Origin of the sequence: Kitasatospora sp. NPDC049285 (assembly GCF_040678815.1) — a bacterium.
Classification (GTDB): Bacteria; Actinomycetota; Actinomycetes; order Streptomycetales; family Streptomycetaceae; genus Kitasatospora.
Map to the genome: position 1 here is coordinate 20,954 of NZ_JBFAQR010000049.1, position 24,006 is coordinate 44,959.

The 24,006-nt window shown below is 74.3% G+C and carries 26 protein-coding genes, 1 tRNA gene and 1 riboswitch; of the genes, 9 read left to right on the forward strand and 18 right to left on the reverse strand.

Features of this window, described 5'->3' with window-relative positions; translation table 11 throughout:
• Positions 1-11: 11 nt before the first annotated feature.
• The 3 genes from AB0K51_RS25840 (at position 12) to AB0K51_RS25850 (ending at position 2,634) form a co-directional block, all read left to right on the forward strand.
• Entirely contained in the window at positions 12-1,745 is a 1,734-nt protein-coding gene (locus tag AB0K51_RS25840) for a pyruvate dehydrogenase (protein ID WP_363459467.1), read from the forward strand.
• A gap of 70 nt (positions 1,746-1,815) precedes the next feature.
• Positions 1,816-2,421: an XRE family transcriptional regulator gene (locus AB0K51_RS25845; RefSeq protein ID WP_363459469.1), complete on the forward strand. Its 606-nt coding sequence runs from the start codon at positions 1,816-1,818 to the stop codon at positions 2,419-2,421.
• A gap of 36 nt (positions 2,422-2,457) precedes the next feature.
• Positions 2,458-2,634: a DUF6126 family protein gene (locus AB0K51_RS25850; protein ID WP_363459471.1), complete on the forward strand. Its 177-nt coding sequence runs from the start codon at positions 2,458-2,460 to the stop codon at positions 2,632-2,634.
• An 88-nt stretch (positions 2,635-2,722) separates the two neighbouring features.
• Here AB0K51_RS25850 and AB0K51_RS25855 read toward each other — a convergent pair whose 3' ends face one another.
• Positions 2,723-4,540, reverse strand: a complete 1,818-nt coding sequence (locus AB0K51_RS25855; RefSeq protein WP_363459473.1) for an RICIN domain-containing protein — start codon at positions 4,538-4,540, stop codon at positions 2,723-2,725.
• A gap of 191 nt (positions 4,541-4,731) precedes the next feature.
• On the reverse strand, positions 4,732-6,156 hold the full coding sequence (locus AB0K51_RS25860; RefSeq protein WP_363459475.1) for a PLP-dependent aminotransferase family protein: 1,425 nt from the start codon (positions 6,154-6,156) through the stop codon (positions 4,732-4,734).
• 50 nt (positions 6,157-6,206) lie between these two features.
• On the opposite strand from AB0K51_RS25860, the gene AB0K51_RS25865 reads away from it, so the two are divergent.
• Positions 6,207-6,680: a carboxymuconolactone decarboxylase family protein gene (locus AB0K51_RS25865; RefSeq protein ID WP_363459477.1), complete on the forward strand. Its 474-nt coding sequence runs from the start codon at positions 6,207-6,209 to the stop codon at positions 6,678-6,680.
• Entirely contained in the window at positions 6,677-7,498 is an 822-nt protein-coding gene (locus tag AB0K51_RS25870) for an isocitrate lyase/phosphoenolpyruvate mutase family protein (RefSeq protein WP_363459479.1), read from the forward strand. The genes AB0K51_RS25865 and AB0K51_RS25870 overlap by 4 nt, the downstream gene beginning before the upstream one ends.
• Before the next feature lie 22 nt (positions 7,499-7,520).
• On the opposite strand, the gene AB0K51_RS25875 is transcribed toward AB0K51_RS25870, so the two are convergent.
• From AB0K51_RS25875 to AB0K51_RS25935, 13 genes are all read right to left on the reverse strand, one after another.
• Positions 7,521-7,778 (reverse strand): hypothetical protein, encoded by a 258-nt coding sequence (locus tag AB0K51_RS25875; protein ID WP_363459481.1) that lies wholly within the window; start codon positions 7,776-7,778, stop codon positions 7,521-7,523.
• A gap of 72 nt (positions 7,779-7,850) precedes the next feature.
• On the reverse strand, positions 7,851-9,035 hold the full coding sequence (locus tag AB0K51_RS25880) for a cytochrome P450 (protein WP_363459529.1): 1,185 nt from the start codon (positions 9,033-9,035) through the stop codon (positions 7,851-7,853).
• Positions 8,924-10,348 (reverse strand): cytochrome P450, encoded by a 1,425-nt coding sequence (locus tag AB0K51_RS25885; protein WP_363459483.1) that lies wholly within the window; start codon positions 10,346-10,348, stop codon positions 8,924-8,926. Before AB0K51_RS25885 ends, AB0K51_RS25880 begins: the two co-directional genes overlap by 112 nt.
• Positions 10,345-10,944, reverse strand: coding sequence for an ATP/GTP-binding protein (locus AB0K51_RS25890; protein ID WP_363459485.1), 600 nt, complete (start codon positions 10,942-10,944; stop codon positions 10,345-10,347). The genes AB0K51_RS25885 and AB0K51_RS25890 overlap by 4 nt, the downstream gene beginning before the upstream one ends.
• Positions 10,922-11,266, reverse strand: a complete 345-nt coding sequence (locus AB0K51_RS25895) for a DUF742 domain-containing protein (RefSeq protein ID WP_363459487.1) — start codon at positions 11,264-11,266, stop codon at positions 10,922-10,924. Before AB0K51_RS25895 ends, AB0K51_RS25890 begins: the two co-directional genes overlap by 23 nt.
• Complete coding sequence (locus tag AB0K51_RS25900; protein ID WP_363459489.1) at positions 11,263-11,679, reverse strand: roadblock/LC7 domain-containing protein; 417 nt, start codon at positions 11,677-11,679, stop codon at positions 11,263-11,265. The genes AB0K51_RS25895 and AB0K51_RS25900 overlap by 4 nt, the downstream gene beginning before the upstream one ends.
• Entirely contained in the window at positions 11,663-12,922 is a 1,260-nt protein-coding gene (locus AB0K51_RS25905; RefSeq protein WP_363459491.1) for an ATP-binding protein, read from the reverse strand. The genes AB0K51_RS25900 and AB0K51_RS25905 overlap by 17 nt, the downstream gene beginning before the upstream one ends.
• A 91-nt stretch (positions 12,923-13,013) precedes the next feature.
• The gene (locus tag AB0K51_RS25910) at positions 13,014-15,185 is read right to left on the reverse strand and encodes a SpoIIE family protein phosphatase (RefSeq protein ID WP_363459492.1); all 2,172 of its coding nucleotides are present in this window, start codon (positions 15,183-15,185) and stop codon (positions 13,014-13,016) included.
• 95 nt (positions 15,186-15,280) lie between these two features.
• Complete coding sequence (locus AB0K51_RS25915; protein ID WP_363459494.1) at positions 15,281-15,499, reverse strand: hypothetical protein; 219 nt, start codon at positions 15,497-15,499, stop codon at positions 15,281-15,283.
• Between the two features lie 173 nt (positions 15,500-15,672).
• Complete coding sequence (locus AB0K51_RS25920) at positions 15,673-15,876, reverse strand: hypothetical protein (RefSeq protein WP_363459496.1); 204 nt, start codon at positions 15,874-15,876, stop codon at positions 15,673-15,675.
• Between the two features lie 30 nt (positions 15,877-15,906).
• On the reverse strand, positions 15,907-16,473 hold the full coding sequence (locus AB0K51_RS25925) for a TetR-like C-terminal domain-containing protein (RefSeq protein ID WP_363459498.1): 567 nt from the start codon (positions 16,471-16,473) through the stop codon (positions 15,907-15,909).
• On the reverse strand, positions 16,473-17,294 hold the full coding sequence (locus tag AB0K51_RS25930; protein WP_363459499.1) for an alpha/beta hydrolase: 822 nt from the start codon (positions 17,292-17,294) through the stop codon (positions 16,473-16,475). Before AB0K51_RS25930 ends, AB0K51_RS25925 begins: the two co-directional genes overlap by 1 nt.
• A 143-nt stretch (positions 17,295-17,437) precedes the next feature.
• A complete protein-coding gene (locus AB0K51_RS25935) occupies positions 17,438-17,728 on the reverse strand; it encodes a YiaA/YiaB family inner membrane protein (RefSeq protein WP_363459501.1) in 291 nt (96 codons plus the stop codon).
• Positions 17,729-17,954: 226 nt separating this feature from the next.
• Positions 17,955-18,121: riboswitch (cyclic di-AMP (ydaO/yuaA leader) on the forward strand.
• A 10-nt stretch (positions 18,122-18,131) separates the two neighbouring features.
• Between AB0K51_RS25935 and AB0K51_RS25940 the strand changes: the two genes are divergently transcribed.
• Entirely contained in the window at positions 18,132-18,914 is a 783-nt protein-coding gene (locus AB0K51_RS25940) for a M23 family metallopeptidase (protein ID WP_363459503.1), read from the forward strand.
• 18 nt (positions 18,915-18,932) lie between these two features.
• Here the strand turns inward: AB0K51_RS25940 and AB0K51_RS25945 are convergent, their stop codons facing one another.
• Positions 18,933-19,847 (reverse strand): hypothetical protein, encoded by a 915-nt coding sequence (locus AB0K51_RS25945; RefSeq protein ID WP_363459505.1) that lies wholly within the window; start codon positions 19,845-19,847, stop codon positions 18,933-18,935.
• A gap of 50 nt (positions 19,848-19,897) precedes the next feature.
• On the opposite strand from AB0K51_RS25945, the gene AB0K51_RS25950 reads away from it, so the two are divergent.
• The 3 genes from AB0K51_RS25950 to AB0K51_RS25960 all read left to right on the forward strand — a co-directional run bounded on the left by AB0K51_RS25950 (position 19,898) and on the right by AB0K51_RS25960 (position 22,096).
• On the forward strand, positions 19,898-20,461 hold the full coding sequence (locus AB0K51_RS25950) for a GNAT family protein (RefSeq protein ID WP_363459507.1): 564 nt from the start codon (positions 19,898-19,900) through the stop codon (positions 20,459-20,461).
• A 97-nt stretch (positions 20,462-20,558) separates the two neighbouring features.
• Positions 20,559-21,269: a sensor domain-containing protein gene (locus tag AB0K51_RS25955; RefSeq protein ID WP_363459509.1), complete on the forward strand. Its 711-nt coding sequence runs from the start codon at positions 20,559-20,561 to the stop codon at positions 21,267-21,269.
• Positions 21,270-21,388: 119 nt separating this feature from the next.
• Entirely contained in the window at positions 21,389-22,096 is a 708-nt protein-coding gene (locus AB0K51_RS25960) for a class I SAM-dependent methyltransferase (RefSeq protein ID WP_363459511.1), read from the forward strand.
• Between the two features lie 379 nt (positions 22,097-22,475).
• On the opposite strand, the gene AB0K51_RS25965 is transcribed toward AB0K51_RS25960, so the two are convergent.
• A tRNA-Met gene (locus AB0K51_RS25965) sits at positions 22,476-22,549 on the reverse strand.
• 49 nt (positions 22,550-22,598) lie between these two features.
• Positions 22,599-23,897 (reverse strand): PrsW family intramembrane metalloprotease, encoded by a 1,299-nt coding sequence (locus AB0K51_RS25970; RefSeq protein WP_363459513.1) that lies wholly within the window; start codon positions 23,895-23,897, stop codon positions 22,599-22,601.
• Positions 23,898-24,006 lie beyond the last annotated feature (109 nt).

Below are 24,006 nucleotides of genomic sequence, written 5' to 3' on the forward strand. Positions count from 1 at the left end.
AGGTGGATCCCGTGGGCAGCGTGGCCGACCAGATGGTGGAAGTGCTCCGGCAGGCGGGTGTCGAGCGGGTCTACGGGGTGGTCGGGGACAGCCTGAATCCGGTGGTGGACGCGATCCGGCGGGCGGAGGGCATCTCCTGGGTGCACGTCAGGAACGAGGAGGCCGGGGCCTTCGCGGCGGCCGCGGAGGCCGAGCTGACGGGCCGTCTGGCGGTCTGCGCGGGCAGCTGCGGCCCCGGCAACACCCACCTGATCCAGGGCCTGTACGACGCGCAGCGCAGCGGCGTCCCGGTGCTGGCGCTGGCCTCGCACATCCCGTCCGTGCAGATCGGCACCGGCTTCTTCCAGGAGACCCACCCGGAGCGGGTGTTCACCGACTGCAGCAGCTGGTGCGAGATGCTCTCCAACCCCGCCCAGCTGCCCCGGCTGCTGCGGGTCGGCATCCAGCACGCGCTCGGTGCGCGCGGCGTCTCCGTGCTCGCCTTCCCCGGCGACGTCGCCGGGGTCACCGCGCCCGCTCCCACCGGCCGCAGCACCTTCCTCACCGAGCAGGCGGTGGCCGCCCCGCCCTGGTCCCAGGTCCAGGCGCTGGCCGAGGCGCTGAACCGGGCGCGCACCGTGGCGGTCTTCGCCGGGGCGGGCGTCCGCGGCGCCCACGACGAGCTGATGCAGCTCGCCGGCACCCTGCAGGCGCCGGTCGGCCACTCGCTGCGCGGCAAGGAGTGGGTGCAGTACGACAACCCGTACGACGTCGGGATGAGCGGCCTGCTCGGCTACGGCGCCTGCCACGAGGCGCTGCACGAAGCCGAGTTGGTGCTGCTGCTGGGCACCGACTTCCCGTACGACAGCTTCCTGCCCCAGGCCCGCACGGTGCAGGTCGACCACGACGCCACCCGGCTCGGCCGGCGCACCGCGCTGGAGCTCGCGGTGCACGGCGACGTGGCGGCCACCCTGCGGGCGGTGCTGCCGCTGCTGGAGCAGAAGCGCGAGCGCGAGTTCCTCGACGCGATGCTGACCCGGCACTTCAAGGCGCTGGAGACCGTGGTCGGCGCCTACACCAAGGGCATCGACAAGCACCGCCCGATCCATCCCGAGTACGTGGCCGCGGTCCTCGACGAGGTCGCCGCCGACGACGCGGTCTTCACCGTCGACACCGGCATGAACAACGTCTGGGCCGCCCGCTACCTCACCCCCAACGGCCGCCGCCGGGTGATCGGCTCCTTCCTGCACGGCTCCATGGCGAACGCCCTGCCGCACGCCATCGGCGCCCAACTGGCCTTCCCCGACCGGCAGGTGGTCTCCATGTCGGGCGACGGCGGGCTCTCCATGCTGCTCGGCGAGCTGCTCACCGTGGCCAAGCACCGGCTGCCGGTGAAGACCGTGGTCTTCAACAACGGCGCGCTCGGCATGATCAAGCTGGAGATGCTGGTCTCCGGCTACCCCGAGTCCCAGATCGACAACGGCGACGTGGACTACGCCGCCGTCGCCCAGGCCTGCGGCATCCCCGCCAAGCGGGTCACCGACCCCGCCAAGGTCCGCGAGGTGCTCACCGACGCCCTCCGCCGCCCGGGCCCCGCCCTGGTCGACGTGGTCACCGACCCCAACGCGCTCTCCATCCCCCCGCACATCACCCCCGCCCAGCTCAAGGGCTTCGCGCTGGCCGCCGGGCGCACCGTGCTGACCGGCGGCGTCGGCAAGATGATCGACCTGGCCCGCTCCAACCTCCGCAACATCCCGCGGCCGTGAGCCGAGGAGTCGGATTTGCCTGCGGGGCAAAATTGTTGCCCCGCAGGCACGGCGGGTGTGCACTGGAGGCATGAACGACAGCCTTCTCGGTGACGACCAGGAGGTCGCGGGCCTCGGCGCGCGGCTGCGTGAGCACCGGGTGTCCAGCCGGCTGACGCTGGAGACGGCGGCGGCTCGGGTGGGCCTGTCGCCAGCTTACTTGTCGCGGCTGGAGACCGGCCGGCGGCAGCCCTCGCTACCGGTACTGCTGGGGCTGGCCCGGGCGTACGGGACCAGCGTGTCCGAACTGCTCGGCGAGCAGCCGGCGGAGCCCGACCCGGTGATCCGGGGCGGGGCGATCGAGCCCGGGCGGGCCGGCGGCTGGGGGTACCGGCGGGCCGGCGCGCCGGGCCGGGCGATGCAGGCGCTGCGGGTGCACGTCCCGCCGAGCCTGCAGGACGCGGTGGTGCGGGTGCACCCCGGCGAGGAGTGGCTGTACGTGACCCGCGGGCGGATGCGGCTCACCCTCGGCGAGCACACCCACCTGCTCGACGAGGGCGACTCCGCGCACTTCGACTCGCTGACCCCGCACTGCATCGCCGCCGACTCCTCCGCCGGCCTCGACCTGATCTTCGTCCACACCCTGCTGCAGAGCCCGGGCGGCGACCTCTGCCTCGGCGACGCCCCGCGCCTGTAGCCATCCATCCACGGCCACCACCGCTAGGAGACCGCCATGGCCGACCACACCGTCCCCGCCCCGAAGACCGCTGCGGCGCCCGCCGAGACCATGGACGCCGGGATCAGCGCCTCCAAGCAGGTCTGGGTCCGGGCGATCATCTACATCGTGTCCGGCCACGTCTTCGTCGCCTTCCTGTTCCTGCTGTTCTACCTGGGCAGCCGCGGCCACTGACGGAGGGCTCCGGGCCTGCCGAAAGCCCGGGGACGGGCGAAGCCCCAGGCCGGCAGCCTGGGGCTTCGCTCCTGTGCGTGCGGTTCCGCTACCTGAGCGGCGTGCCACCCGCGTTGTGGTTGGCGATCGTCTTGTTGACCAGGTTCCCGCCGTCGGTCTCGGGCGTGGTCTGCTCCGACCAGCCGGCGCCGAACAGGAGGGCGCCGACGTGTGCGTTCGCCGTCTGGTCCAGGTGCGAGAAGAGCCAGTCGACCTTGTCGTCCTTGTAGTGGCCGGGGGTGTTGTTCTGCGCCATGTTGCCCAGGGGAATCTGCCACAGGACCACCGGCTTGCCCACCGATTCGGACATCGTCTTGTAGAACGCGAGGGCGGCGAAGCCCTTCTGGTCGTTCCAGAAGGTGTCACGGCTGCCGTGGGCGGGCAGCGCGTACCAGCCCGCGTCGCGGTCCGTCACGTCGGTGACCAGGAAGTCGGCGCTCGATGCCCCGAGGTCCGTGTAGTCCTTGACGCACTGCGGGGTGTTCTGCTGCCAGTCGAAGCAGGACAGGTGCAGTCCCACGCCGGTGTTGGGCGCGTACTTGTGCGCCATCGCGATCAGGCACTGGGCCAGGCCGGCGGCGCTGTTCTCCTGCGATCCGCAGTCCGTCGGGTTCGCGGCCCTGACCTGCGCGGCGACCTGGTGAGGGTTGCCGAGCGACCGGACGTAGCCCCAGAAGTCCGGCTCGAGATCGATCATGTCCTGCGAGGTGCCGAGCTTCTGGAGGAAGAAGCGGTAGTCGTTCAGGTACCGGGTGAGCAGGTCGGCCCGGTTGATGGCCTGGACCTCGCCGGGACCGTCGCCCTGGCCCGCCGCATCGCCGAGGTCGCGCAGCGAGTACCACGTGAAGAGGTACTTCTGCGGGCGCGGCTTGCCCTGGTACGTCGCCTTGGACGCGCGGTCGTTGAGCATGGTCACCTGGGTGCCGGGCGCCGTGGTGTCGCCGGTCCAGCAGCCCCACCAGCCCGACCACTCGGACTTGCAGCGCGAGGCCGTGTAGGCGTCGGACGAGGGCGCGGGCTGGCTGTGGATGTAGGCGTACCGCACGTCGAACGGCGCGGCGTTCGCCGTGGAGTCATCCATCGAGCCGCCGAGGAGCATCGTGCTGCTGCCCATGAGGCTCTTCGCCGAGCTGCCGCCGCCGGTGGCCGGAGACGCCGGCGGCGTCGACGCCGGGCGGGTGCTCGGAGCCTGGCTCGCCGGAGCGCTGCCGGCCGGCTTGGTGGGCGTGGCGGGCGTGGTGGGCGTGGCGGTGCTGCCGGAGCCCCCCGTGGTCCCACCGCCGTTGACGCTGCCGGCCGGGACGAGCTGCCACTGCTGCTGGGGGCCGTTCCAGTCGTGGTACTGGGCGAGGTGGCTCCCTTCGGTCTTGGAGCCGCCCGGGACCTCGACGGCCATGCCGCTGAAGCGGTTGATCAGCCGCACGTAGCCGTCCGACGACTTCTCCAGGCGGAACTGCTGGTTGGCGCCGTTCAGGTCGCGCCACTGCACCAGCCCGGAGCCCTCGGTCTTCGACCAGCCGTAGTCGTCCAGCACCTTGCCGGAGTTCCGGTTCTGCAGCCGGTAGTTCCCGTCACCCGAGTCGACGAACTTCCACTGCTGGTTGGTCCCGCCGGTGCGGCTCCACTGCCCCAGCGGAGAACCGTCGTACGTGGCGTAGTCGAGGGCGTCCAGCGACTCGCCGGTGCTGCGGTTGACCAGCGTGTACCAGGCGTTGGTGTCCACGGTTCCCGCCGAGGCCGTGCTGACCACGACCACCGAGCCGCCCAGGACCGCCAGGCTGACGGCCGCCCAGAAACTCCGGCGCTGGTACAGCCGACGGCCGCGGTGCGCCTGCCGCCGCCCCGGGACGGCCGAGCGGAACGACAAGCGGCCACGGCGGCCGTGGCCGCCGGGCGCCGCCTCCGGCGACGTGGATGGGCGAGGGAACATGTCGATGCTCTCTTTCAGCCGTGGCCTCTGGCCGGACCCCTGTCCGGACACCACCCAGTTGTCACCGCCCCCGGAAAGGTTGCCCCGCACCGCGAAGACTTCTTCCGGGCACCGCCCGCCGGGGCGGCTCAGAGCGTGACCAGCGTGCACAGTGCGTCGAGCGCGCCCTCGAAGGCGTGCTCCGGCGGGGTGCCGTAGCCGATCACCAGGGCCGGCGGCGCGTCCGGCGCGGGCGGGGCACCGGCCGCCCGGCACCACGAGCGGGTGTTGACGGACAGGCCCAGCCACCCGGCGTGGCGCTGGAGTTCGGCCTCGGTCAGGGAGCCGGGCGGCAGCTCCAGGACGGCGTGCAGCCCGGCGTTGATGCCGGTGACGCGGACCGCGGGCGCGCGCTCGGCGAGCACCGCGACCAGCCGGTCGCGGCGGCGGCGCAGCAGCTGGCGGGAGCGCCGGATGTGCCGGTCGTAGTCGCCGGAGGTGATCAGCTCGGCGAGGGTGAGCTGGTCCAGCACGCCGTTCTGACCGCCCGCCAGCTGCTTGCGGGCGGCCACCGGTTCGACCAGCGCGGCGGGCAGGGCCAGCCAGGCCAGGCGCAGGGCCGGGGCGAGCGACTTGCTGGCGGTGCCCGCGTACACCACCCGGTCCGGGTCGAGGGCCTGCATGGCGCCGATCGGCTGCCGGTCGTAGCGGAACTCGCCGTCGTAGTCGTCCTCCAGCACGTACCCGCCGGTCTGCCGGGCCCAGGCCACCGCCGCGGCCCGCCGGCCGGCCCGCAGCGGCACCCCGGTGGGGAACTGGTGGGCGGGCGTGAGGATCGCCAACCCGGCGTCGGTGCGGGCGAGTTCGGCGGTGCGGGCACCGCCCTCGTCGAGCGGCAGCGGACGGACGGCGGCCCCGGCGGCGGTGATGATCTCGTGGTGCGGCGGCAGCCCGTACTCCTCCACCGCGACGCTCGCCAGGCCGTGTTCGCGCAGCGCCGCGCAGAGCAGGCCGAGGCCCTGGGTGTAGCCGGAGCAGACCAGCAGCCGCTCCGGGTCGGTGCGCACCCCGCGCACCCGGGCCAGGTAGCCGGCCAGCGCCCGGCGCAGTTCGATCCGGCCGCGCGGGTCGCCGTAGCCGAAGGCGTCGTGCGGGGCGGCGTTCAGCGCCCGGCGGGCCGCCGCCAGCCAGGGGCCGCGCGGGAACCGGGTCAGGTCGGGGGTGCCCGGCACCAGGTTGAACGGGACGGCGGGCTGCGGGCGCAGCCCGGGCGGGGCGGAGCTGGGGGCGGGCTGCGGGCCGCGCTCGGCGACCACCGTGCCGGAGCCCTGACGGGAGGTCAGCCAGCCCTCGGCGGCCAGCTGGGTGTACGCCTCGGCGACGGTGTTGCGGGCGATCCCCAGGTCCGCGGCGAGCGCCCGCGAGGACGGCAGCCTGGTCCCGGTGGCGAGCCGCCCGTCGCGCACGGCCGCCCGGACCGCGTCCTCCAGCGCGGCGCGCACCCCCAGGCCGCGGGCCCGGCCCGCGCCGAGGTCCAAGTGCAGGTCGCCGCCGAAAGTGGCCCAGGAATCCATGCTTCAAATGAACCACACCACCGGGCCAGTTCGCCCCTACGGTGGAGCACATGACCGATGACGCACTCGTCCCCGCCCCGCTCCAGCGCCTCTCGCTGCCCAAGCTGGCCCCGGAGTTCTACCGTCACATGATCAGCCTGGACCGGGCCGCCGTGACCGGCCTCGGCGACCCGGTGATCGCCGACCTGGTCAAGTTGCGCGCCTCCCAGCTCAACCACTGCGCGTTCTGCCTCGACATGCACGCCACCGACGCCCGCGCCAACGGCGAGCAGGAGCACCGGCTGCACACCCTGGCCGCCTGGCGCGAGACCCCGTACTTCACCGCCCGCGAGCGCGCCGCCCTGGCCCTCACCGAGTCGGTCACCCTGGTCGCCGACACGCACGTCCCGGACGAGGTGTACGGCGAGGCCGCCAAGCACTTCTCGGAGGCCGAACTGGCCCACCTGATCGCCCTGATCGTCGCGATCAACGCCTGGAACCGGATCGGCGTCACCTCCCGACTCAGCCCCGCCCCCAAGCGGTGACCGCCCGCCGGATCGAGCGCGCCCGGCGGCTGCACGCCCTGCACCGCCCGGGCGAGCCCCTGGTGCTGACCAACGTCTGGGACGCCGCCACCGCCCGCCTGGTCGAGCAGGCCGGCGCGCCCGCACTGGCCACCGCCAGCGCCTCGGTCTCCTGGAGCCTGGGCGTCCGCGACGGCGGCGGCCTCACCCGCGAGCTCGCCGTCGCCCAGCTCGCCCTGGTCGCCGGGGCCGTCGAGGTGCCGGTCACCGCCGACCTGGAGGACGGCTACGCGGGCACCCCCGCCGGGGTCGGCGAGACCGTCGCCGCCGCCCTGGAGGCGGGCGCGGTCGGCGCCAACCTGGAGGACGGCGGCGCGGGCCCCGGACTGCGCCCGCTCGACGACGCGGTCGCCCGGGTGTCCGCCGCCCGGGCCGCCGCCGACGCGGCCGGCGTACCGCTCTACCTCAACGCCCGCACCGACGTGTACCTGCACGGCGTCGGCGAGCCCGCCGACCGGCTGGAACTCGCGCTCACCCGCGGCCGCGCCTTCCTGGCGGCCGGCGCCGACGGCTTCTTCGTCCCGGGCATCGCCGATCCGGCCGAGATCGCGGCCCTGGCGAAGGAGTTCCGCCTCAACGTGCTCGCCGGACCCGGCCTGCCGACGGTCGGCGAACTCGCCGCGCTCGGCGTCGCCCGGATCAGTCTCGGCCCGGGCCCGGCGAAGGCGGCCTACGCGGCGGTGCGGCGCGTCGCCGAGGAGGTCTACGGCGCGGGGACGTACGGAGCACTGGAGGGCGGCCTGGACTACGGCGAGTTGAACGGCCTGTTCGCGAACTGAACGACCGTCGGCCGGTCATCCGTCAGTGCCCGTCGACCGTCGAGCCCAGGGCCTCGCAGGCCCCGGTGGCGGAGTCCGCGAGCGGGCCCACGAGCGGGTACTGGGCGAGGTCGCGGTGGCAGAGCTCGGCCGTGGAGGGGAGCGCGCCGTGGTAGCCGGTGTCCAGGCCGTCCGCCTGGGCGAGGCCGCCGGCCTGGGCGAGCGGGGCGGCCTCGGCGGGGGCGCCGGTGAGGGCGAGCCCGGCCATCGTGAGGGCGGCGAGCGCGGTGAGCTTCTTCATGGCCGGTGCAACGACCCGGCCCCCGCCCGGTCACGTGGATTCACCTGACGGGGGACCGGGTGTGGCGGTCCGTCAGCCGACGACCACCGGCAGCGTGCGCACGCTGTTGCTGATGAACGAGCCGATCGGCTCCGGCGGCGCGCCCTCGGCCATCCGCAGGGTCGGGAACCGCTCGAACAGCTGCCGCAGCGCGGTCTCCGCCTCCAGCCGGGCCAGCCCGGAGCCGAGGCAGAAGTGCGGGCCGTGCCCGAGCGAGAGGTGGCGCACCGGGCTGCGGGTGATGTCGAAGCGGTCGGCGTCCGGGTAGTGCCCCGAGTCCCGGCCGACCGCCGCGTACGAGGCCAGCAGCGCCTCGCCGCGGCGGATCACCACCTCGCCGACCCGGACGTCCTCGACCGCGTAGCGCAGCGGGAACTGGCCGACCGGCGAGTCGTAGCGCAGCGTCTCCTCCACCACCGCCGACCAGGGGACCTCGCCCTTCAGCACCAGGTCGAGCTGCTCGGGGTGGGCGAGCAGGGCGCGGACGGCGTTGGTGATCAGGTTGAGGGTGGTCTCGTGGCCGGCCACCAGCATCAGCAGCAGCGTGCCGACCAGCTCCTGCTCGCTGAGCCGGTCGCTCTCCTCGCGGGCGGCGATCAGGTCGGTGGTCAGGTCGTCGCCCGGAGCCGAACGCTTGGCCTCGACCACCGCGGCGAGCAACCCGAACAGGTCCTGCTGCGCGGCGACCGCGGCCGCGGGCGTGGCGGAGCTGCTGACCAGGGTGTCGGAGAGCTCGTGCAGGGCGTCCTGCTGCTCCTCGGCGAGGCCGAGCAGTTCCCCGATCACCTGCATGGGCAGCGGGTAGGCGAAGTGCCGACGCAGGTCGAACGCGCCGTCCAACTCGGCCACGGCGTCCAGCAGCCGGGCGGCCCGGGCCTCGATCGCGGGGGCCAGCTCGGCGATCCGGCGCGGCGTGAACGCCTGGGTGACCAGGCCGCGCAGCCGCCGGTGGTCGGCGCCGTCGGCGGTGATCATGCCGGGGACGCTGATGAAGTTCAGCAGCGGCCAGCCCTCCGGCAGCCGGCCCTCCCGGAAGGTCGACCACAGCTGCGGATTCTTGCCGATCCGCGGGTCGGCGAGCAGCTCCTGCAGGGTGTCGTGGTGCGTTACCGCCCAGACCACCACCCCGCCAGGGAGTTCCACCAGTGCCGCCGGTCCGGCTTCCCGGAGCCGCCGGTTCTCGCCGTGCTGGTCGGCGCCTGCGGGGTCGAGCCGGATCGGGACGAGCTGTTCGGCAGTGGTGGTGGTGTCCATGCGGGCCTCTCGGTGGTGGCGGGGCGGGGCGGGGTGAAGGCGCTGTACAGCACCGGCAGGCTGACCAGGGCCCGCGACCACGGTGACGGTCGCCACGCCAACTCGTGTGCGGGAACGGCCAGCTGAAGGTCCGGCAGGCGGTGCAGCAGGGTCTCCACCGCGGTCTCCACGATCAGCCGGGCCGGGTCCTGCGCCGGGCAGACGTGCTTGCCGGCGCCCCAGGCCAGGTGCGCCCGGTTGCCCGCCACACCGTCCCGGCCGTGCACCACCGGGTCGGCGTTGGCGGCGGCCAGGCCGAGCACCAGCATGTCCCCGGCGCTGATGTACTGGCCGCCCAGCACGGTGTCCGACGTCGCCCACCGGCCGGGGAAGTTCTGCGTCGGCGGGTCCCGCCACAGCACCTCGTCCAGGGCGTCCGCGACGGTCGCCCGGCCGCCCGCCAGAGTGGCCCGGAACCGCCGGTCGGTGAGCAGCAGCCGCAGCGTGTTGCCGGTCCAGTTGATGGTGGTCTCGTTGCCCGCGACCAGGATCACCACCAGGTGGTGCACCGCCTCCTCGTCGCTCAGCGCCGCCGGGTGGGCCAGCAGCCAGGAGGTGAGGTCGGCGCCGGGCCGCTCGCGGCGGCTGCGCACCAGGTCGACCAGGATCGCCTGGAACTCGGCGTTGGCGCGCACCGACTTCTCGCTGCTGTCCACGAAGTGGCTGATCAGCTCGATCAGGTGCGGCCCGGCCTCGGCGGGCAGGCCGAGCAGCCGGGTGAACACCAGCAGCGGCAGCCGCCGGGCGTACTGCGCGATCAGGTCGGCGGTGCCGTCCGGACCCCAGCCGTCGATCAGCGCCTCGGCGGCCGCCTCGGTGGTCTCCCGCAGCTGCCGCTGGTCGACCCGGGACAGCGTGTCGGCGACCGCGGCGCGCAGCCGCTGGTGCTCGGCGCCGTCCAGGTTGAGCAGCGTGGGCCGCCAGGCGGTCATCGGCAGCAGCCGGGAGTCGGCGCTCAGCCGGCCCTCCCGGGCCACCCGCCAGCGCCGCGAGTCCTTGGAGAACTGCTGCTCGTTGCGGGTGAGTTCGAGCAGCTCGGGGTAGCCGAGCACCAGCCACGCCTCGACGCCGGGCTCCAGCTCGATCGGGGCGACCGGGCCGTGCTGCTCGCGCAGCCGGGCGTACAGGCCGTGCGGGTCCTCGGCCACCGCCGGGCCGTACAGCGGGGCCACCCGCGGCGGCACGTACGGACAGCCCGCGGCCGGGGCGGTGGTGGGGACGGAGTCGGGGGTGGTCATCGCTGGTACTCCAGGGCGGCGGTGCGCAGATGGTCCACGAAGTCGATCAACAGCCGGTGCGCGTCCCGCCGGTCGCGGACGTCGCACTGCATCACCGGCACGTCGGGCAGCAGGTCGAGCGCGGCCCGCAGCTCCTGCTCCGGGTAGCGCGGCGAGTCCGGGAAGAGGTTGACGGCCACCGCGAAGGGGATCCGGTGCTCCTCCAACTGGCCGAGGACGTCGAAGGACTCCTCGATCCGGCGGGAGTCCACCAGCGCGATCGCGCCGAGCGCCCCCCGCGAGAGGTCCTCCCACAACGGCTTGAACCGCTGCTGTCCCGGCGTGCCGAACAGGTACAGCGCCAGCTGCGGGTTGAGGGTGATCCGGCCGAAGTCCAGCGCCACCGTGGTGGTGGTCTTGCCCGGACGCCCGGCCACGTCGTCCACGCCGGCGCCGGCCGCCGTCATGGTCTCCTCGGTGCGCAGCGGCACGATCTCGCTGAGCGAACCCACCAGCGTGGTCTTGCCGACCCCGAACGGGCCGGTGACCAGGATCTTCACCGTCCCCTGGACGGTCGACGGCAGGTAGGCGGGCTCAGCGGAGCGCACGGAGGCCAACCAGCACCTCCTCCAGCAACGCGGTCGGCGCCCGCTCGGCGGGCCGCACCGGCGGTACGACCTGCACCGCTCCGAGGTCCCACAGATCGCCGACCAGCACCTTCACCACGCTGATCGGCAGGCCCAGGTGCGCCGCCACCTCGGCGATCGACAGCAGCTCCCGACAGATCGTCAGCAGCGCCTGCTGCTCCCGGTTCAGCGCCCCCGGCTCCAGCTGCGCCCCGGGCACCGACCGCACCAGGCTCTCGAACTCCAGCACGTTCCGGCTCGGCCGGCTGCGCCCCCCGGTGATCACGTACGGGCGCACCGGGCCCCGGCTCACCGGAGCTCCCCGGCGATCGCGTGCTCCTGCCGCGGCGGCGCGGTCAGGTGGGTGCCGATCCGCTCCACCAGCATCTGCATCTGGTACGCCACCAGGCCCGCGTCGACCGCCTCGCCGGTCACCACCGCGAGGTGCGCGCCCGCCCCGGCGGCGACGATGAACAGGTAGCCGCCGCCGTACTCGATGATGATCTGCCGGGTGACGCCGCTGCCGTCGCCGAAGCCCTGCGCCACGCCCCGGGAGAGCGACTGCAGTCCGGAGCAGGCGGCGGCCAGCCGTTCGGCGTCGTCCCGGCCGATCCGCGGGCTGCGGCCGATCTCCAGGCCGTCGTTGGACACCACGACCGCGTGCTGGACCTCCGGCACGTTGACGATGTCGGTCAGCAGCCAGCCGAGATCAGGATTGGTGGTCATCGAAGTCTCCCGTGCGCTGGGGAAGTTGGGGGGAAGCGGGAAATGCGTCGGGGCGGTCCTGAGCGGACTGCCGGTGCTGTTCGGCGGCCGACCGCCCGGTGGCGGTGCCGGCCTGGAACAGCGACATGAACGCCTGCGCCTCGTGCGCGGAGCGCGCGGGGGCGGGCGCGGCCTCGGCCTGCGGACGGGGCGGCGGAGTGCCGCCCCGGCGGTTGATCCGCCGCGGCAGGCCGGGTGCCTGCTGCGGAGGCACCGTCGCCGCACGGCCCGCGGGGGGAGTCGGGCGGGTCGGCAACGGGGACGCCGCACCGCGGTGCGGCGCGGGGACGGCCGACGCCGGGGCGCCGGCCGAGAGCGGGTCGGTGAGCAGCGCGTTCGGCAGCAGCACCACCACCCGCACCCCGCCGTACGGCGAGGGCGCGGAGGACAGGGTGACCCGGAAGCCGTACTGCTCGGCGAGCCGGCCGACCGCGGCCAGACCCAACTGGGGGGTCTCGCCGAGCCGGAAGACCTCCAGCGAGCCGCCGCCGGCCAGCGCGGCCGCGGCCTTGGCGACCGACACGTCGGTCATCCCGACGCCGCAGTCGTCGATCTCGATCACCGCGCCGTTGTGCACCGGCATCAGGGTGACGAAGACCTGGGTGTTGGGCGGCGAGTAGCGGGTCGCGTTGTCCAGCAGCTCGGCCACCGCGTGGATCAGCGCCTCGGCGGCGGCGCCGACCACCGCGCTGTCCACCCGGCTGTGCACCACCACCCGCTGGAACGGCAGGATCCGCGACTGGGCGCCGCGCACCACGTCCTCCAGCGCCACCGGCTCCGGCCAGTGCCGGCCGGCCCGGGCGCCGCACAGCACCGCCAGGGTCTGCGCCAGCCGGGCCTGCTGGGCGGCGGCGTGGTCGGCCTTGAGCAGGCCCTCCAGCAGCGCCGGGTCGTCGTGGGTGCGCTCCATCTCGTCCAGCCCGGCCTGCTGGTCGTGCGCCATCACCAGGATCCGGCGGGCCACGCTGAGGAAGGCCCGGGTGGTGGCGGAGTTCGTCTCCTGCTCGCGCAGCGCCGACTCGGCGCCGGCCCGCCGGTCCGCGAGCTCGGCCGCCAGTTCCGCGCGGGTGGCGGCCAGCTCGCGCTCGCCGCGCGCCAGCCGGGCACGCAGCGTGCGGGTGACGGCGCGGAGCCGCACGGCGGTCGCCAGGGCGAGGAGGGTGAGCAATCCGGCTGCTGCCAGGCACCATTGAGTGGTCGTCACGCGGGGATTCTAAGGTGGTGTTACTACTGCCGTATGAACAGATCAGAGCTTGGCTGTTCAGACCACGTCAATATTGGACAAGCTGCCCCGACTAGCCCTCGACGGCGCTACCCGAGCGGTGCAGCAGGAGCAACGCCACGTCGTCCGCCCGGACTTCACGCTCCGTCACATTCAGCGTCAGCAGGTCCGCCAGCCGGGACAGCGCCTCCGGCTCGTCCAACCGCCGCGCCCCGCCCGTCTCCGCGACCCACAGCCCCAGCCCGCCCAGCATCCGCTGCACCGACTCGTCGTAGTCCTCGTCCCGGACCTCCACCAGCCCGTCGGTGTACGCCAGCAGCGTCTCGCCCACCGCCAGCTCCTCCACCGTCAGCGGGTACCGCGCCCCCGGCAGCACCCCCAGCGGCGGCCCGCCCGGCAGCCGCAGCTCCCGCGCCCCGTCCGCGCCGATCAGGACCGGCGACGGATGCCCGGCCCGCGCCGCCCGCACCCGCCCGGTGGCCGGATCCAGCGTCAGGTACAGACAGGTGGCGAACAGTTCGGTGTCCAGCTCGGACAGCAGCCGGCTGGTCCGCTCCAGCGTCGCCGCCGGATCGTTCCCGTCCGTCGCGTACGCCCGCAGCCCGCTGCGCAGCTGGCCCATCACCGCGCTGGCCTCCGCGTTGTGCCCCTGCACGTCGCCGATCACCAGCCCCACCTGGCCGTCCGGCAGCCGCAGCAGGTCGTACCAGTCGCCGCCGATCATCATCCCCTCGGTGGACGGCAGGTAGCGCGCCGCCGAGACGATCCCCGGCACCTCGGGCAGCGAACGCGGCAGCATCGCCCGCTGCAGCTCGCTCGCCCGCTCCAGGTGGATGTCGTACAGCCGGGCCCGCTCCAGCGACTGCGCCAGGATGCCCGCGAACGCCGAGTACATGGTGCGGTCCTCGCGCCCGAAGGACCGCTCGGTGGCGAAGGTGATCAGGCACGACCCCACCTGCCGGCCCGACGCGACCAGCGGCAGCACCGTCCAGGCCGCCGGCGCCCCCGCGGGCCGCGCCCCGCCGCCCGGCTCGCTGAACAGCGGCTTCGCCCGCGCCAACGCACTCTCCATCACCCCGCCGGCCAGCTCGTGCAGCCGGTTCAGCTCCGCCCGGTGCGGACCGCCGAACACCGTCGGCGACACCGGCAGCAGCCGCCCCTCGTCCACCAGGTCCAGCACCACGCTCGCCGCGCCCAGCGCCGGCCGCGCCACGTCGGTCAGCGCCGTGGTCACCTCGCGCACCGTCACCGCCCGCGACAGCGCCCTGGTCAGCGCCAGCAGCAGCGCCGTCCGCGCACCCGCCGCCGGGTTCGGCTCCGCCAGGTCCGGACGCCACGGACGGACCGTCACCAGCCCGGCCATCCGCACCGGCCGCCGGTGCACGTCCAGCATCACCTCGCCGGCCTCGTCCACCAGCCCCACCGACCCGTCCGGCCGCACCACCCGGTACCGCAGCCGGTACCCGCCGCCGGTGGCCAGCGCCTCCGCCAGGCCCGCCTGCACGTCCGGCAGGTCCTCGGGGTGCACCACCCGCGCCAGGTCCGGCATCGGCCCGCCCGGACCCGGCGGCTCCAGGCCCACCACCCGGTACGCCTGCTCGTCCCAGACCGTCTCGCCGGTCACCAGGTCCCGCTCGAACGCGCCCGCGCCGGCCGCGTGCACGGCCAGGGCGAGCAACTGCGCGTCGCCCGACGGCGCTTCGGCCCGCGCCCCGCCCGGCGCGGGCTGCGCCGCGTGCACGTGGTCGAGCAGGTGCGCCAAGCGGTGCGCGCACGCCTCCGCCAGCGTCTCCAACAGGTCGAGGTCCCGCTGCGGCACCGCCCCGCGGTGCGCCAGCGCCAACGCCAGCGACCCCACCGGGTCGCCGTCCACCACCAGCGGCAGCACCGCCAGCGCCACCAGCTCGGTGCCCAGCCCCGCCGCCGCGTTCGGATAGTCGGCACTGGTCTGCCGCGGCGACAGCAGCACCGGCTCCCGGGTGCGCAGCGCCAGCGCGGCCGGCAGCTCGGACGCCGGATCGACCACCCCGTACTTCTGGTGCACCCAGTCCGGCAGCCCGTGCGAAGCGGTCAGCCGCAGCATCCCGTCGTCCAGCAGGTAGAGCGCCGAACCCTCACCGGTGATCCACGCCGGGCCCTCGGCCAGCAGCGTCCCCAGCAGGTCCGCCGCGCTCGACGCGCGCAGCAGCAGCCGCAGGCACCGCAACTCGGTGCGACTGGCAGGCCGCGGCGAGCTCTGGTCCATCCGAAGCGCCGGCCCTTCCGCTCGTCGTGCCAGTGCCGACCATCCTATGGACGCACCGGCCGACCAGGCGGTTCACCACACGGGCCGACGCCGTGTCACTGCCCGTCGACCTCGCCGTACCCCGGCTGCGGCCGCGCGGCGACCGGGCGCAGCGAGAACACCCCGCGCGCCACCGAGAAACCCCGCTGCAGCACCGCCCCGAGGCTCTTCGGCCGGGTCGTTCCCGCCCAGGCGGGCGGAGCGTCGTCCAGGGCGGTCCGGGGCGTGGGGATCAGTCCGGTGGCCGGCTCGGTGTGCTGGGTCGCCTGCGGCATGTGCGCTGTCCTCCGTGCTGTCGGTCACGACCGTGAAGGCGGTCTTCATCGGTATGACTTCCCGACCGACAGACAGTGTTACGCGCGGAGGATGACGAGAAGGTCTCGAACCGGCACCGAGTTCGGGGATTCGCGCGGGAATGCGGCGATTGCGCCGCTCGTCCCGGAGGTGCTCAGAGCGACGGCGCCTGCCCTGTCAGCCCCTGCGCCACCGACTCCGGGTAGTCCGGCGAGAGCGGCAGGTCGGGCGCCGTGACCGCGTCGGTCAGCGGACCGGTGCCGACCGGGTGCGGGGCGGCGTGCGCGCTGGGGGCGGCAAGGGAGGCGACCACGCCGACGGCCAGCGAGGCAAAGGCGAGCATGCTGCGCTTCTTCATACCGGGTAGAACGCGCGAGTCGCCGGGAGGTCACGACGGCCAGTGCGCCAGGCCCGCCACCAGCACCTCCGTCAGGCGCTCCAGCGTCACGTCCCGGCCCTCGGCGAGCTGGAACGCCCCCGCCGTGGCCAACGAGGCGTACCCGTGGGCGGTCGCCCGCAGCGTCCGGGCGGCGTGCACCGCCTCCGACCCCGCCAGCCCGTACCCGCGCAGCACCGCGAACAGCACCTCCACCAGCCGTCCGCCCGCCGCGCTCAACTCCGGGTCCGGGTCCGGCGCCTGGGGCAGCGCCGCGTACCGCCGCGGGAACTCGTCGGCGTACCCGGCGTACGCGGTGAGCAGCGCGGCCACCGCCGCCTCCCGGGAGCGGCCGAGCACGGCCGCCGCCAGCCGCTCGGTCAGGTCGTCGGTGGTCCGCACCGCGACCAGCCGGCGCAGTTCGGCGAGACCGCCCGAGACGTGCTTGTACAGCGAGGGGGTGGCCACCCCGGCCTTGGCGGCGACCGCGGCCAGGGTGAGCGCCTCGGCGCCCTGAGCATCGATCAGGTCGAGGGCGTGGTCCACCACGGCGGCGGTGGAGAGTCCGGCGCGGGGCATCAGGCGATCTTCCCGAGGAAGGCGAGCAGGGCGTCGGCGACGAGCTGCGGGTGCGAGGCCATCGGGTAGTGGCCGGCGTCCTCGATCATCACCTTGCGGCCCTTCAGCGCCGCGGCCTGCCGGTCGGCCAGCACCTCCGGCTTCGGGAAGTCGGGGTCCTTGGCGCCCATCAGCACCAGCCCGGGGGCGGTGACCTCCGCGCACCAGCCGATCGGCGCGGAGTTGCCGTGCAGGTACCCGGCCACCGCGGCCTTGCGGGCCGGCTCGCGCAGCATCGCGCCGAGCGAGGCCCGGTAGTCGTCGAAGTCCGCCGGGCGGGCGCCCTTCGGGTAGTAGAACTTCTGCATCGGGCTCCAGATGCCGGGGAAGGCGCCGATGACCGGCCCGGCGACCCCGAACAGAGCCTTCTGGAAGGCGTTCAGCGGCAGGTTCTCGACGAAGGCGTCGATCAGCACCACGCCGCCGGTGCGCTCCGGGGCGAGCGTGGCGGCGCGCACCACGGTGGCACCGGTGTACGAGCTGCCGACCAGCACGGCGCCGCGCAGGTCCAGGTGGGCGAGCAGGGCGACCAGGTCGTCGGCGATCGCGGCCGGGCTGTAGTCGGCGAAGCCGGTGGAGGTCTCGCCCATGCCGCGGAGGTCCATGGTGACCACCCGGTGGCCGGCCGCGCTCAGCAGCGGGGCGAGGAACCGGTAGACCCGGCGGGAGTCGAGCATGCCGGGGAGCAGGACCACCGGGACGCCGTCGCCCGGGGTGTCGTCGTAGGCGAGGGTGCCGCCGGTGACGTCGAGGTACTGGGTGGTGCCGAGGGTGCTGTTCATGGCGGGCCTCCTGGCTGGTCCGGGCTCTCCGGGGTTCGGCTGACTGCCGATAGCCATAAAGCTAAGGCTAATAGCCTTAGCCGTCAAGTCCTGGAGGTGGCGGAGGCCTGGAGGCCCGCCGGAACGGCGGTCGGCGGGTGCGGTCAGATGCCGTCCACCTTGAAGGGGTCGTGTTCGGCGATCAGCTTCTCCAGGCGGGCCTGGTCGACCCGGCTGGTGAGCGCCCCCTCGTCCTGGCGGTCGCGGATCACCTTGGCCAACGTGAACGCGGAGGTGATCTCGAAGAGCAGTCCGACGGCGAGGAACGCGCGCATCCAGGCGTTCACCGGCAGGTAGGCGATCCCGACGACGAGCGCGACGGTGGCGAGGACGAAGGAGGCGGCGGCCTGGAGGTAGAACGCCGCGGTGGTCCGGTGGGGCATCGGTGCGGTCATGGCACCAGGGTCGGGGCGCGGTCGGCCCGGGTCGTGAGCACGGATACTCAACTCCGCCGTCACGGTCCGTCATGCCGGCGGTGGGGGCTTCTGGTAAACCGTCACAAATCACCCATAGGTCGTCAGGAAAGTTTCACAGCCCCTCGGTAGGAGCTTGGAATCATGGGGTCCATAGGATTAACGTTTGATAACGCAGCGCGGTCGGCAACGCCGTAACCAAGCGGCACCGTGCGCCACGCCTAATCCAACCGGGCACGCCCTTCACCGGGCCGCCCAGGAGCCGGGGAACCACCTTCCACCGGGGTGAATCGGAACGGCCCTCGGGCCCGACCGTAGGAGACCTTCCACCTCCGAACCCGTCAGCTAACCCGGTCGGCGACAGGGAAGGAAGGAGCACGCCCCCGTGGCGTCGACCTACACCGAGAGCACCGGCACCCGGCTGCTCGACCACCCGGCCGAGCAGGACGCCGTCCGGCACCGCCTGCCCCGCCAGTCCCGCGCCGGAGCAGCCCCGCTGTTCGGCGCCGCCGCGATGACCGCCGCGCTCGGCGCCACCGGACTCGCCGCCGCCCCCGCGCAGGCCGCCGCCCCGGCACCCGCCGCACCCGCCGTGACCGCCGCTGACGAGGCGTCGGACGGCCTGCTGGCCGCCGACCCCGGGCTCGCCCTCGCCGCCCGCATCCAGCAGCAGGCCGACGGCCAGCGCACCGCGGCCGACGAGAGCGCCCGGGTCGCCGCCGCCCAGGAGGCCGAGGCCAAGCGGGCCGCCCAGCAGGCCGGGACGCACCGCGACGCCTACGCCCTCCCGCTCGCCGACTACCAGCTCACCGCACACTTCGCGCAGTCCGGCGACCACTGGGCGCTGCTGCACACCGGCCTCGACTTCACCGCCCGCACCGGCACCCCCGTCGCCGCCGTCGCCGCCGGCACCGTCACCTCGGCCGGCTGGTCCGGCGCCTACGGCTACCGCGTCATCCAGACCCTGCCCGACGGCACCGAGATCTGGTACTGCCACCTGTCGCAGATCGCCACCCCGTCCGGCCAGGTCACCGCCGGCACCGTCCTCGGCGCGGTCGGTGCCACCGGCAACGTCACCGGACCCCACCTCCACCTGGAGGTCCGCCCCGCCGCGGGCGCCCCGATCGACCCGCTCCCGTGGCTCACCGCCCACGGCCTCCAGCCGTAGGCACCGCCGCCTGACCGGCTATCCCTCCGGGTCCAGGCCCGGGAGCCCGTCCCGCTCGGCCTGGCCCGGGAGGTACTCCTCCGGCGCCAGGTCCGCGAACGCCTCCCGCTGGGCCGGACCCGGCACGTAGTCCTCCGGCGCCAGGTCCGGGTACTCCTCCAGCAGCAGGCGGGCCAGGCCCGGGACGGTCCACTCGCCGCACAGGTCGATCGCGGCCTCGGCCACCGCCGCCTCGAACCCCTCGAAGTCACCGGCGAGTTCGGCCGGCATCGGGAGCCCGCGGGCGGTCAGCTCGGCCAGGTTGCGGTACGAGCGGTGCATCAGGCCCTGCTCCAGCAGCCGCCGCGCCCCGTCGGTGGCCATCCCCACCACCCGGATCCGCTCCGGGCTCCACGCGTCGCCCGGCTCCAGGCCCGGCACCTGCTCGAACGCCGCCTGCCGCTCCTCCTGCGTGAACTCCCGGAAGCCGTCCAGCCACACCCGCACCGCGTCCAGGTCCCACTCCGGCACCCCGTCCGCCCGCAGCAGCAACGCGTACAGCCGCGGCCAGGTCACCAGGTCCGAGCGCCGCAGCAGCCCCGCCAGCAGCTCGCCCTGCCAGTCGGCCTCCTCGTGCAGCCGCTCCCACCGCTTGGCGTTCAGCCGCCGCGCCGTACGCTGACGGTCGATCAGCAGCCGCACCGCCGCGCCGTACGCCAACGGGTCGCCGTCCGGCTGGACGTACAGGTGCAGGCGCTCGTACAGCAGCTGCTCCACCATCGGTGAGGACAGCTCCGGGAACCCGTCGTGCAGCCGGGCCCCACCGAGCTCCAACAGCGTCAGGACGGCCCGCACCGCCCCCTCGTCCACCGGCGGCAGGCCCTCGCCCGCCGCCCAGTCGAGCAGGTCGGCGGTCCGGGTACGGGGCAGCAGCTGCAGGTCGTCGTCATCCACCCAGGTACGTTAACCGGTCCCCACCCCACCGCCGGGTAGGGTCGGGCGCCATGGAAACCGTCCGGCTGACCGGGCCCCGGCTCACCCTCCGCGAGTACCGGCACACCCCGGAGGAGGTCGCCGCGCTGCAGGCCGTGCACGGCGACCCGCGAGTCGTCCGCCACCTGGCCTTCGAAGCCCAGGACTTCGAGGGCTGCGCCGACCAGCTGGAGCTCTACCTCGACGAGGCCGAACGCGAGCCCCGCGAGCACTACCGCCTCGCCGTCGAGCACCTCTCCGGCGAGGTGATCGGCCAGGCCGCGCTCACCCGCGAAGGCGACCACGCGGCCCAACTCGGCGTCGCCCTGCGCCCCGACACCTGGGGCCACGGCTACGCCGCCGAGACCACCGCGCTGCTCTGCACCCTCGCCTTCGACCACCTCGCCCTGCACCGCCTCACCGCCCGCACCCACCCCGCCAACACCCCCGCCCAACGTGTCCTCACCCGCGCCGCCTTCCACTACGAGGGCCGCCTCCGCCACGACACCCACCGCTCCGGCACCTGGCACGACGCCCTCCAGTACTCCCTCCTCGCCCCGGAGTGGCAGGAGCTGCAGCGCAGGCAGGGGGGTTAACCCCACCTCGGATCCGGCAGCAGGCGTCATTCCGACCGGGCAGCCCGCTGCGGCACCTTGGAGGAGTAGCCAGTCACCCGATCCGAAGGGCCCGCTGATGTCCACCGCCTCGCACCCGGTCTCCGCTCCGAGCGTCTCGCGCAAGCCGGCCGTTGAATCGCGGCCGGGGTTCTGGCGGGCGCCGTTCTCCTCCTTCACGTTCCGCGAGTTCGGGTACACGTTGACCGGACTGCCGATGGCGATCCTCGGGTTCACGGTGGTGGTGACGCTGTTCTGCCTGGGGATCGGGACGGCGGTCACCATGCTGGGGCTGCCGGTGCTGGCGCTGCTGCTGGTGGCGGCCCGCGGGCTGGGCGCCGGGGAGCGGTACCGGGTCGGCAGCCTGCTCGGGCTGGAGCTGCCCGCGCCGCGGCCGGTGACGGTCCGTCGGGAGGGCGTGTGGGGCGCGATCACCGCGCGGCTCGGCGACGCCGCGGGGTGGAAGGCGGTGCTGCACCAGTTCGTGATGTTCCCGTGGGCGGTGTTCAGCTTCAGCGTCTCGCTGGTGTTCTTCACCGTCGGCTGGGCGCTCGTGCTGTTCCCCGCCTACCAGTGGGTCTTCGCGCGCTACACCGACTGGAACGGCTACCGGGTCGCCGACTGGACCGACAGCCACGGCGTGCACCACGTCTACGAGCTCACCTCGTTCTGGCAGATCGCCGCTGTCACCGTGGTCGGCCTGGTCCTGGTCTTCCTCACCCCGCACCTGATCCGCGGCCTGACCAACGTCAACCGCCTCGCCGCCCGCGCCCTGCTCGCCGGCCACTGACCACGCGCCGGGGCCGGGCCCAGCGCCCGGCCCCGTGCCGACCGCACGCACGAACATGCGCCGCCCAGGGCCCCGTGTTCGGATGGGACGGGCCGAAGCCCCTCCGCCGAAGGAGCCCGATGAGCGCCGCGCCCCCGACGCTGCGTCAGCGACCGGACCGCGAGGCGGTCCTGGTCACCTCCCGGCCGCTGGACGAGTACTGCGCCTACTTCGGCCTCACCCGCGCCGACCTCGCCGCCCTGCCCGGACCGGTCCTCGACTGTCCCGGCGGGGCGGCCGCGCTCGCCGCCGAAGCCCGCACCCTCGGCTGCGAGGTGATCGCCGCCGACCCCGCGTACGCCGCCGGCCCCGACCGCCTCGCCGCCCTCGCCGACGCCGGACGCGACCGGATGGCCGGCGCCATCCACCGCGACCCCCGCCGCCACCTGCCGCCCGGCCGCCACCACCCCGACAAGTACCTGCGCAGCTGGGACCGCGCCCGCCGGCTCTTCACCGCCGACGCCGCCGCCCACCCCGAGCGCTACATCGCGGCCGCGCTGCCCCGGCTCCCGTTCGCCGACCACACCTTCGCGCTCACCCTCAGCTCCTACCTGCTCTTCGCGTACCCGGCGCACTTCGCCCCCGCCGAGCAGCTGCGAGCCCTCCTCGAACTCACCCGCGTCACCGCCCCCACCGGCGAAGTCCGGGTCTACCCGCTGTTCGACGGGACCGGGCGCCCCTGCCCCCACCTCCCGGAACTGCGGGCCGCGCTGCGCCACCACGGCATCGCCGGCCGGGTCCTCACCACCAGCCCCCCGCACCGCACCCTCGTCCTGCGCCGCCGCTGACCACTCGCCGCGACCTGGCCGGGAAAGCACCGGAAAACGCACCGGAAAAGCAGGCGGCCCGTGGGCTGCTTCCTCGGGCCGGGGTCCCGCACGAGGGCGGGAGCGGCGGTCGAGGCACCGGGGATGTACCGGTGAGCCCACGGGCCGGGTGACTGCTTGGGTCTGCGCCTGAGCCGGAGGCCAGGCGGCCTCATCCTGCACAGGCAGGGGCGGCTCTAGCGAGCAGCCACCTCACGCATCCTGATGGAACTCAATTCAGGATCACCTCCTTTCAGTGTGCCGCCACCATAGGCACCGCCCTCCGCCGGAGGCAACGGATTATTCGCACAGAAAGGCCGAAGGCCCGGAGGCGATGCCTCCGGGCCTTCGTGCTACTGAGTAGCGGGGACAGGATTTGAACCTGCGACCTCTGGGTTATGAGCCCAGCGAGCTACCGAGCTGCTCCACCCCGCGTCGGTGAACCCAACAGTACGTGAGAGCCACGGGAAAAGGAAATCGGGTTTCACGGGGCGGGGTCGGGGGCCGGGCGGACCGGTTGGCGGGCGCGGCGGGTCTGGGCCCAGACGGCGAAGCAGACCAGAGTGGCGAAGGCGGGGACCATGACCAGGCCGTAGACCAGGAGGAAGCCGTCGGTGCCGAGGTCGGCGGCGGCGTTCCAGGCGCCGTGCAGGGACATCGCGAGGAGCAGGCCGACGGGGGCGGCGAGGCGGGCGAGCCAGCGGCGGCCGGTGGTGAGGGAGACGGCGAGGCCGAGTCCGGTCAGCGCGGTGAACAGGGGGTGGGCGAAGGGGGACAGCAGGGCGCGCAGCACGAAGGTGTGCACGGTGCCGTCGAAGTCGCGCAGGCTGGGGGTCTGGCCGAGGCCGATGGAGTCCAGCCGGGCCTGCTGGTCGGCGGTGAAGGCGCGGCCGAGGTAGAGCGCGTTCTCGGTGAAGGCGAAGCCGCAGGCGGTGACCCCGCCGAGGACCATCCCGGCGGCCAGGGTGCGCGGGTTGGCGCGGGAGCGGCGGCGGGGGGCGGGGCGCAGGTAGGGCGCGGTGCGGCCGCCGCGGTGCCAGAGCAGGCGGCGCAGGCGTCCGCAGGGGCGGGCCGCGTCGCAGCGGTGCCGGCGGCGCAGCGGGAGCAGCAACATGGCCAGCGCCGAGCCCTTGGCGACCTCCTCGATCAGCGGGGTCGCGAACTCCGCGCCGAGCGTCTCGCCGCGCGCGCCCTGGTGGGCGACCAGGAAGTCGCTGGCCCAGCCGTTCGCCATGATCGCCACGGTGGTCGCGGCGCACGCGCCCCAGGCGAGGCAGAACAGGGTGTGCCGGATCGGCACCCGCGCGGTCTGGTTCAGCCAGGCCAGCGAGCCCAGCACGAACGGCAGTGGCAGCAGTGCCAGTCCGAGTCCGACCAGCAGCCCCGTGGTACCGGTCTGCCGCTGCACCAGGTGCAGGATCAGCAGCCCGGACCCGGCCAGTGCCAGCGCCGCGAGCGCGGAGGAGAGCGCCGGCCGGCGCATCGGCAGCAGCCGCCGCAGCAGCCGGAGTGCCCGGGGCAGGACGGCCGCCGCACCGGAGACCGGGGCGGCGGCGTCGGCGGGGGCGGGGGAGTCGGTGCCGGGTGACGAGGTGGGCTGCCCGGGGATGCGCCCGCTCAGGACGGTGCGGCGCGGGCGGTGCGGGAGCAGCCGACCGGCCCGGCGGACCCCGGACGCGGGGTTCGGCCGGACACCGGCAGGGGTCGTCGGGTCGTCGGCGGCCATGGCGGCCGCGCCGACGGGCCCGCCGGGAATGGCGTTGCCGCTGGGCGGACTGCTCACCTGCAGAAGCGTAGGCGAAGGCCCCGTTCCGGCGGGAGGGGTCGGGACGAACCGTACCCACCCGGTGACGGTTGGTGATATGGGGTCAACTGCCGTGACCCCGGAGGTG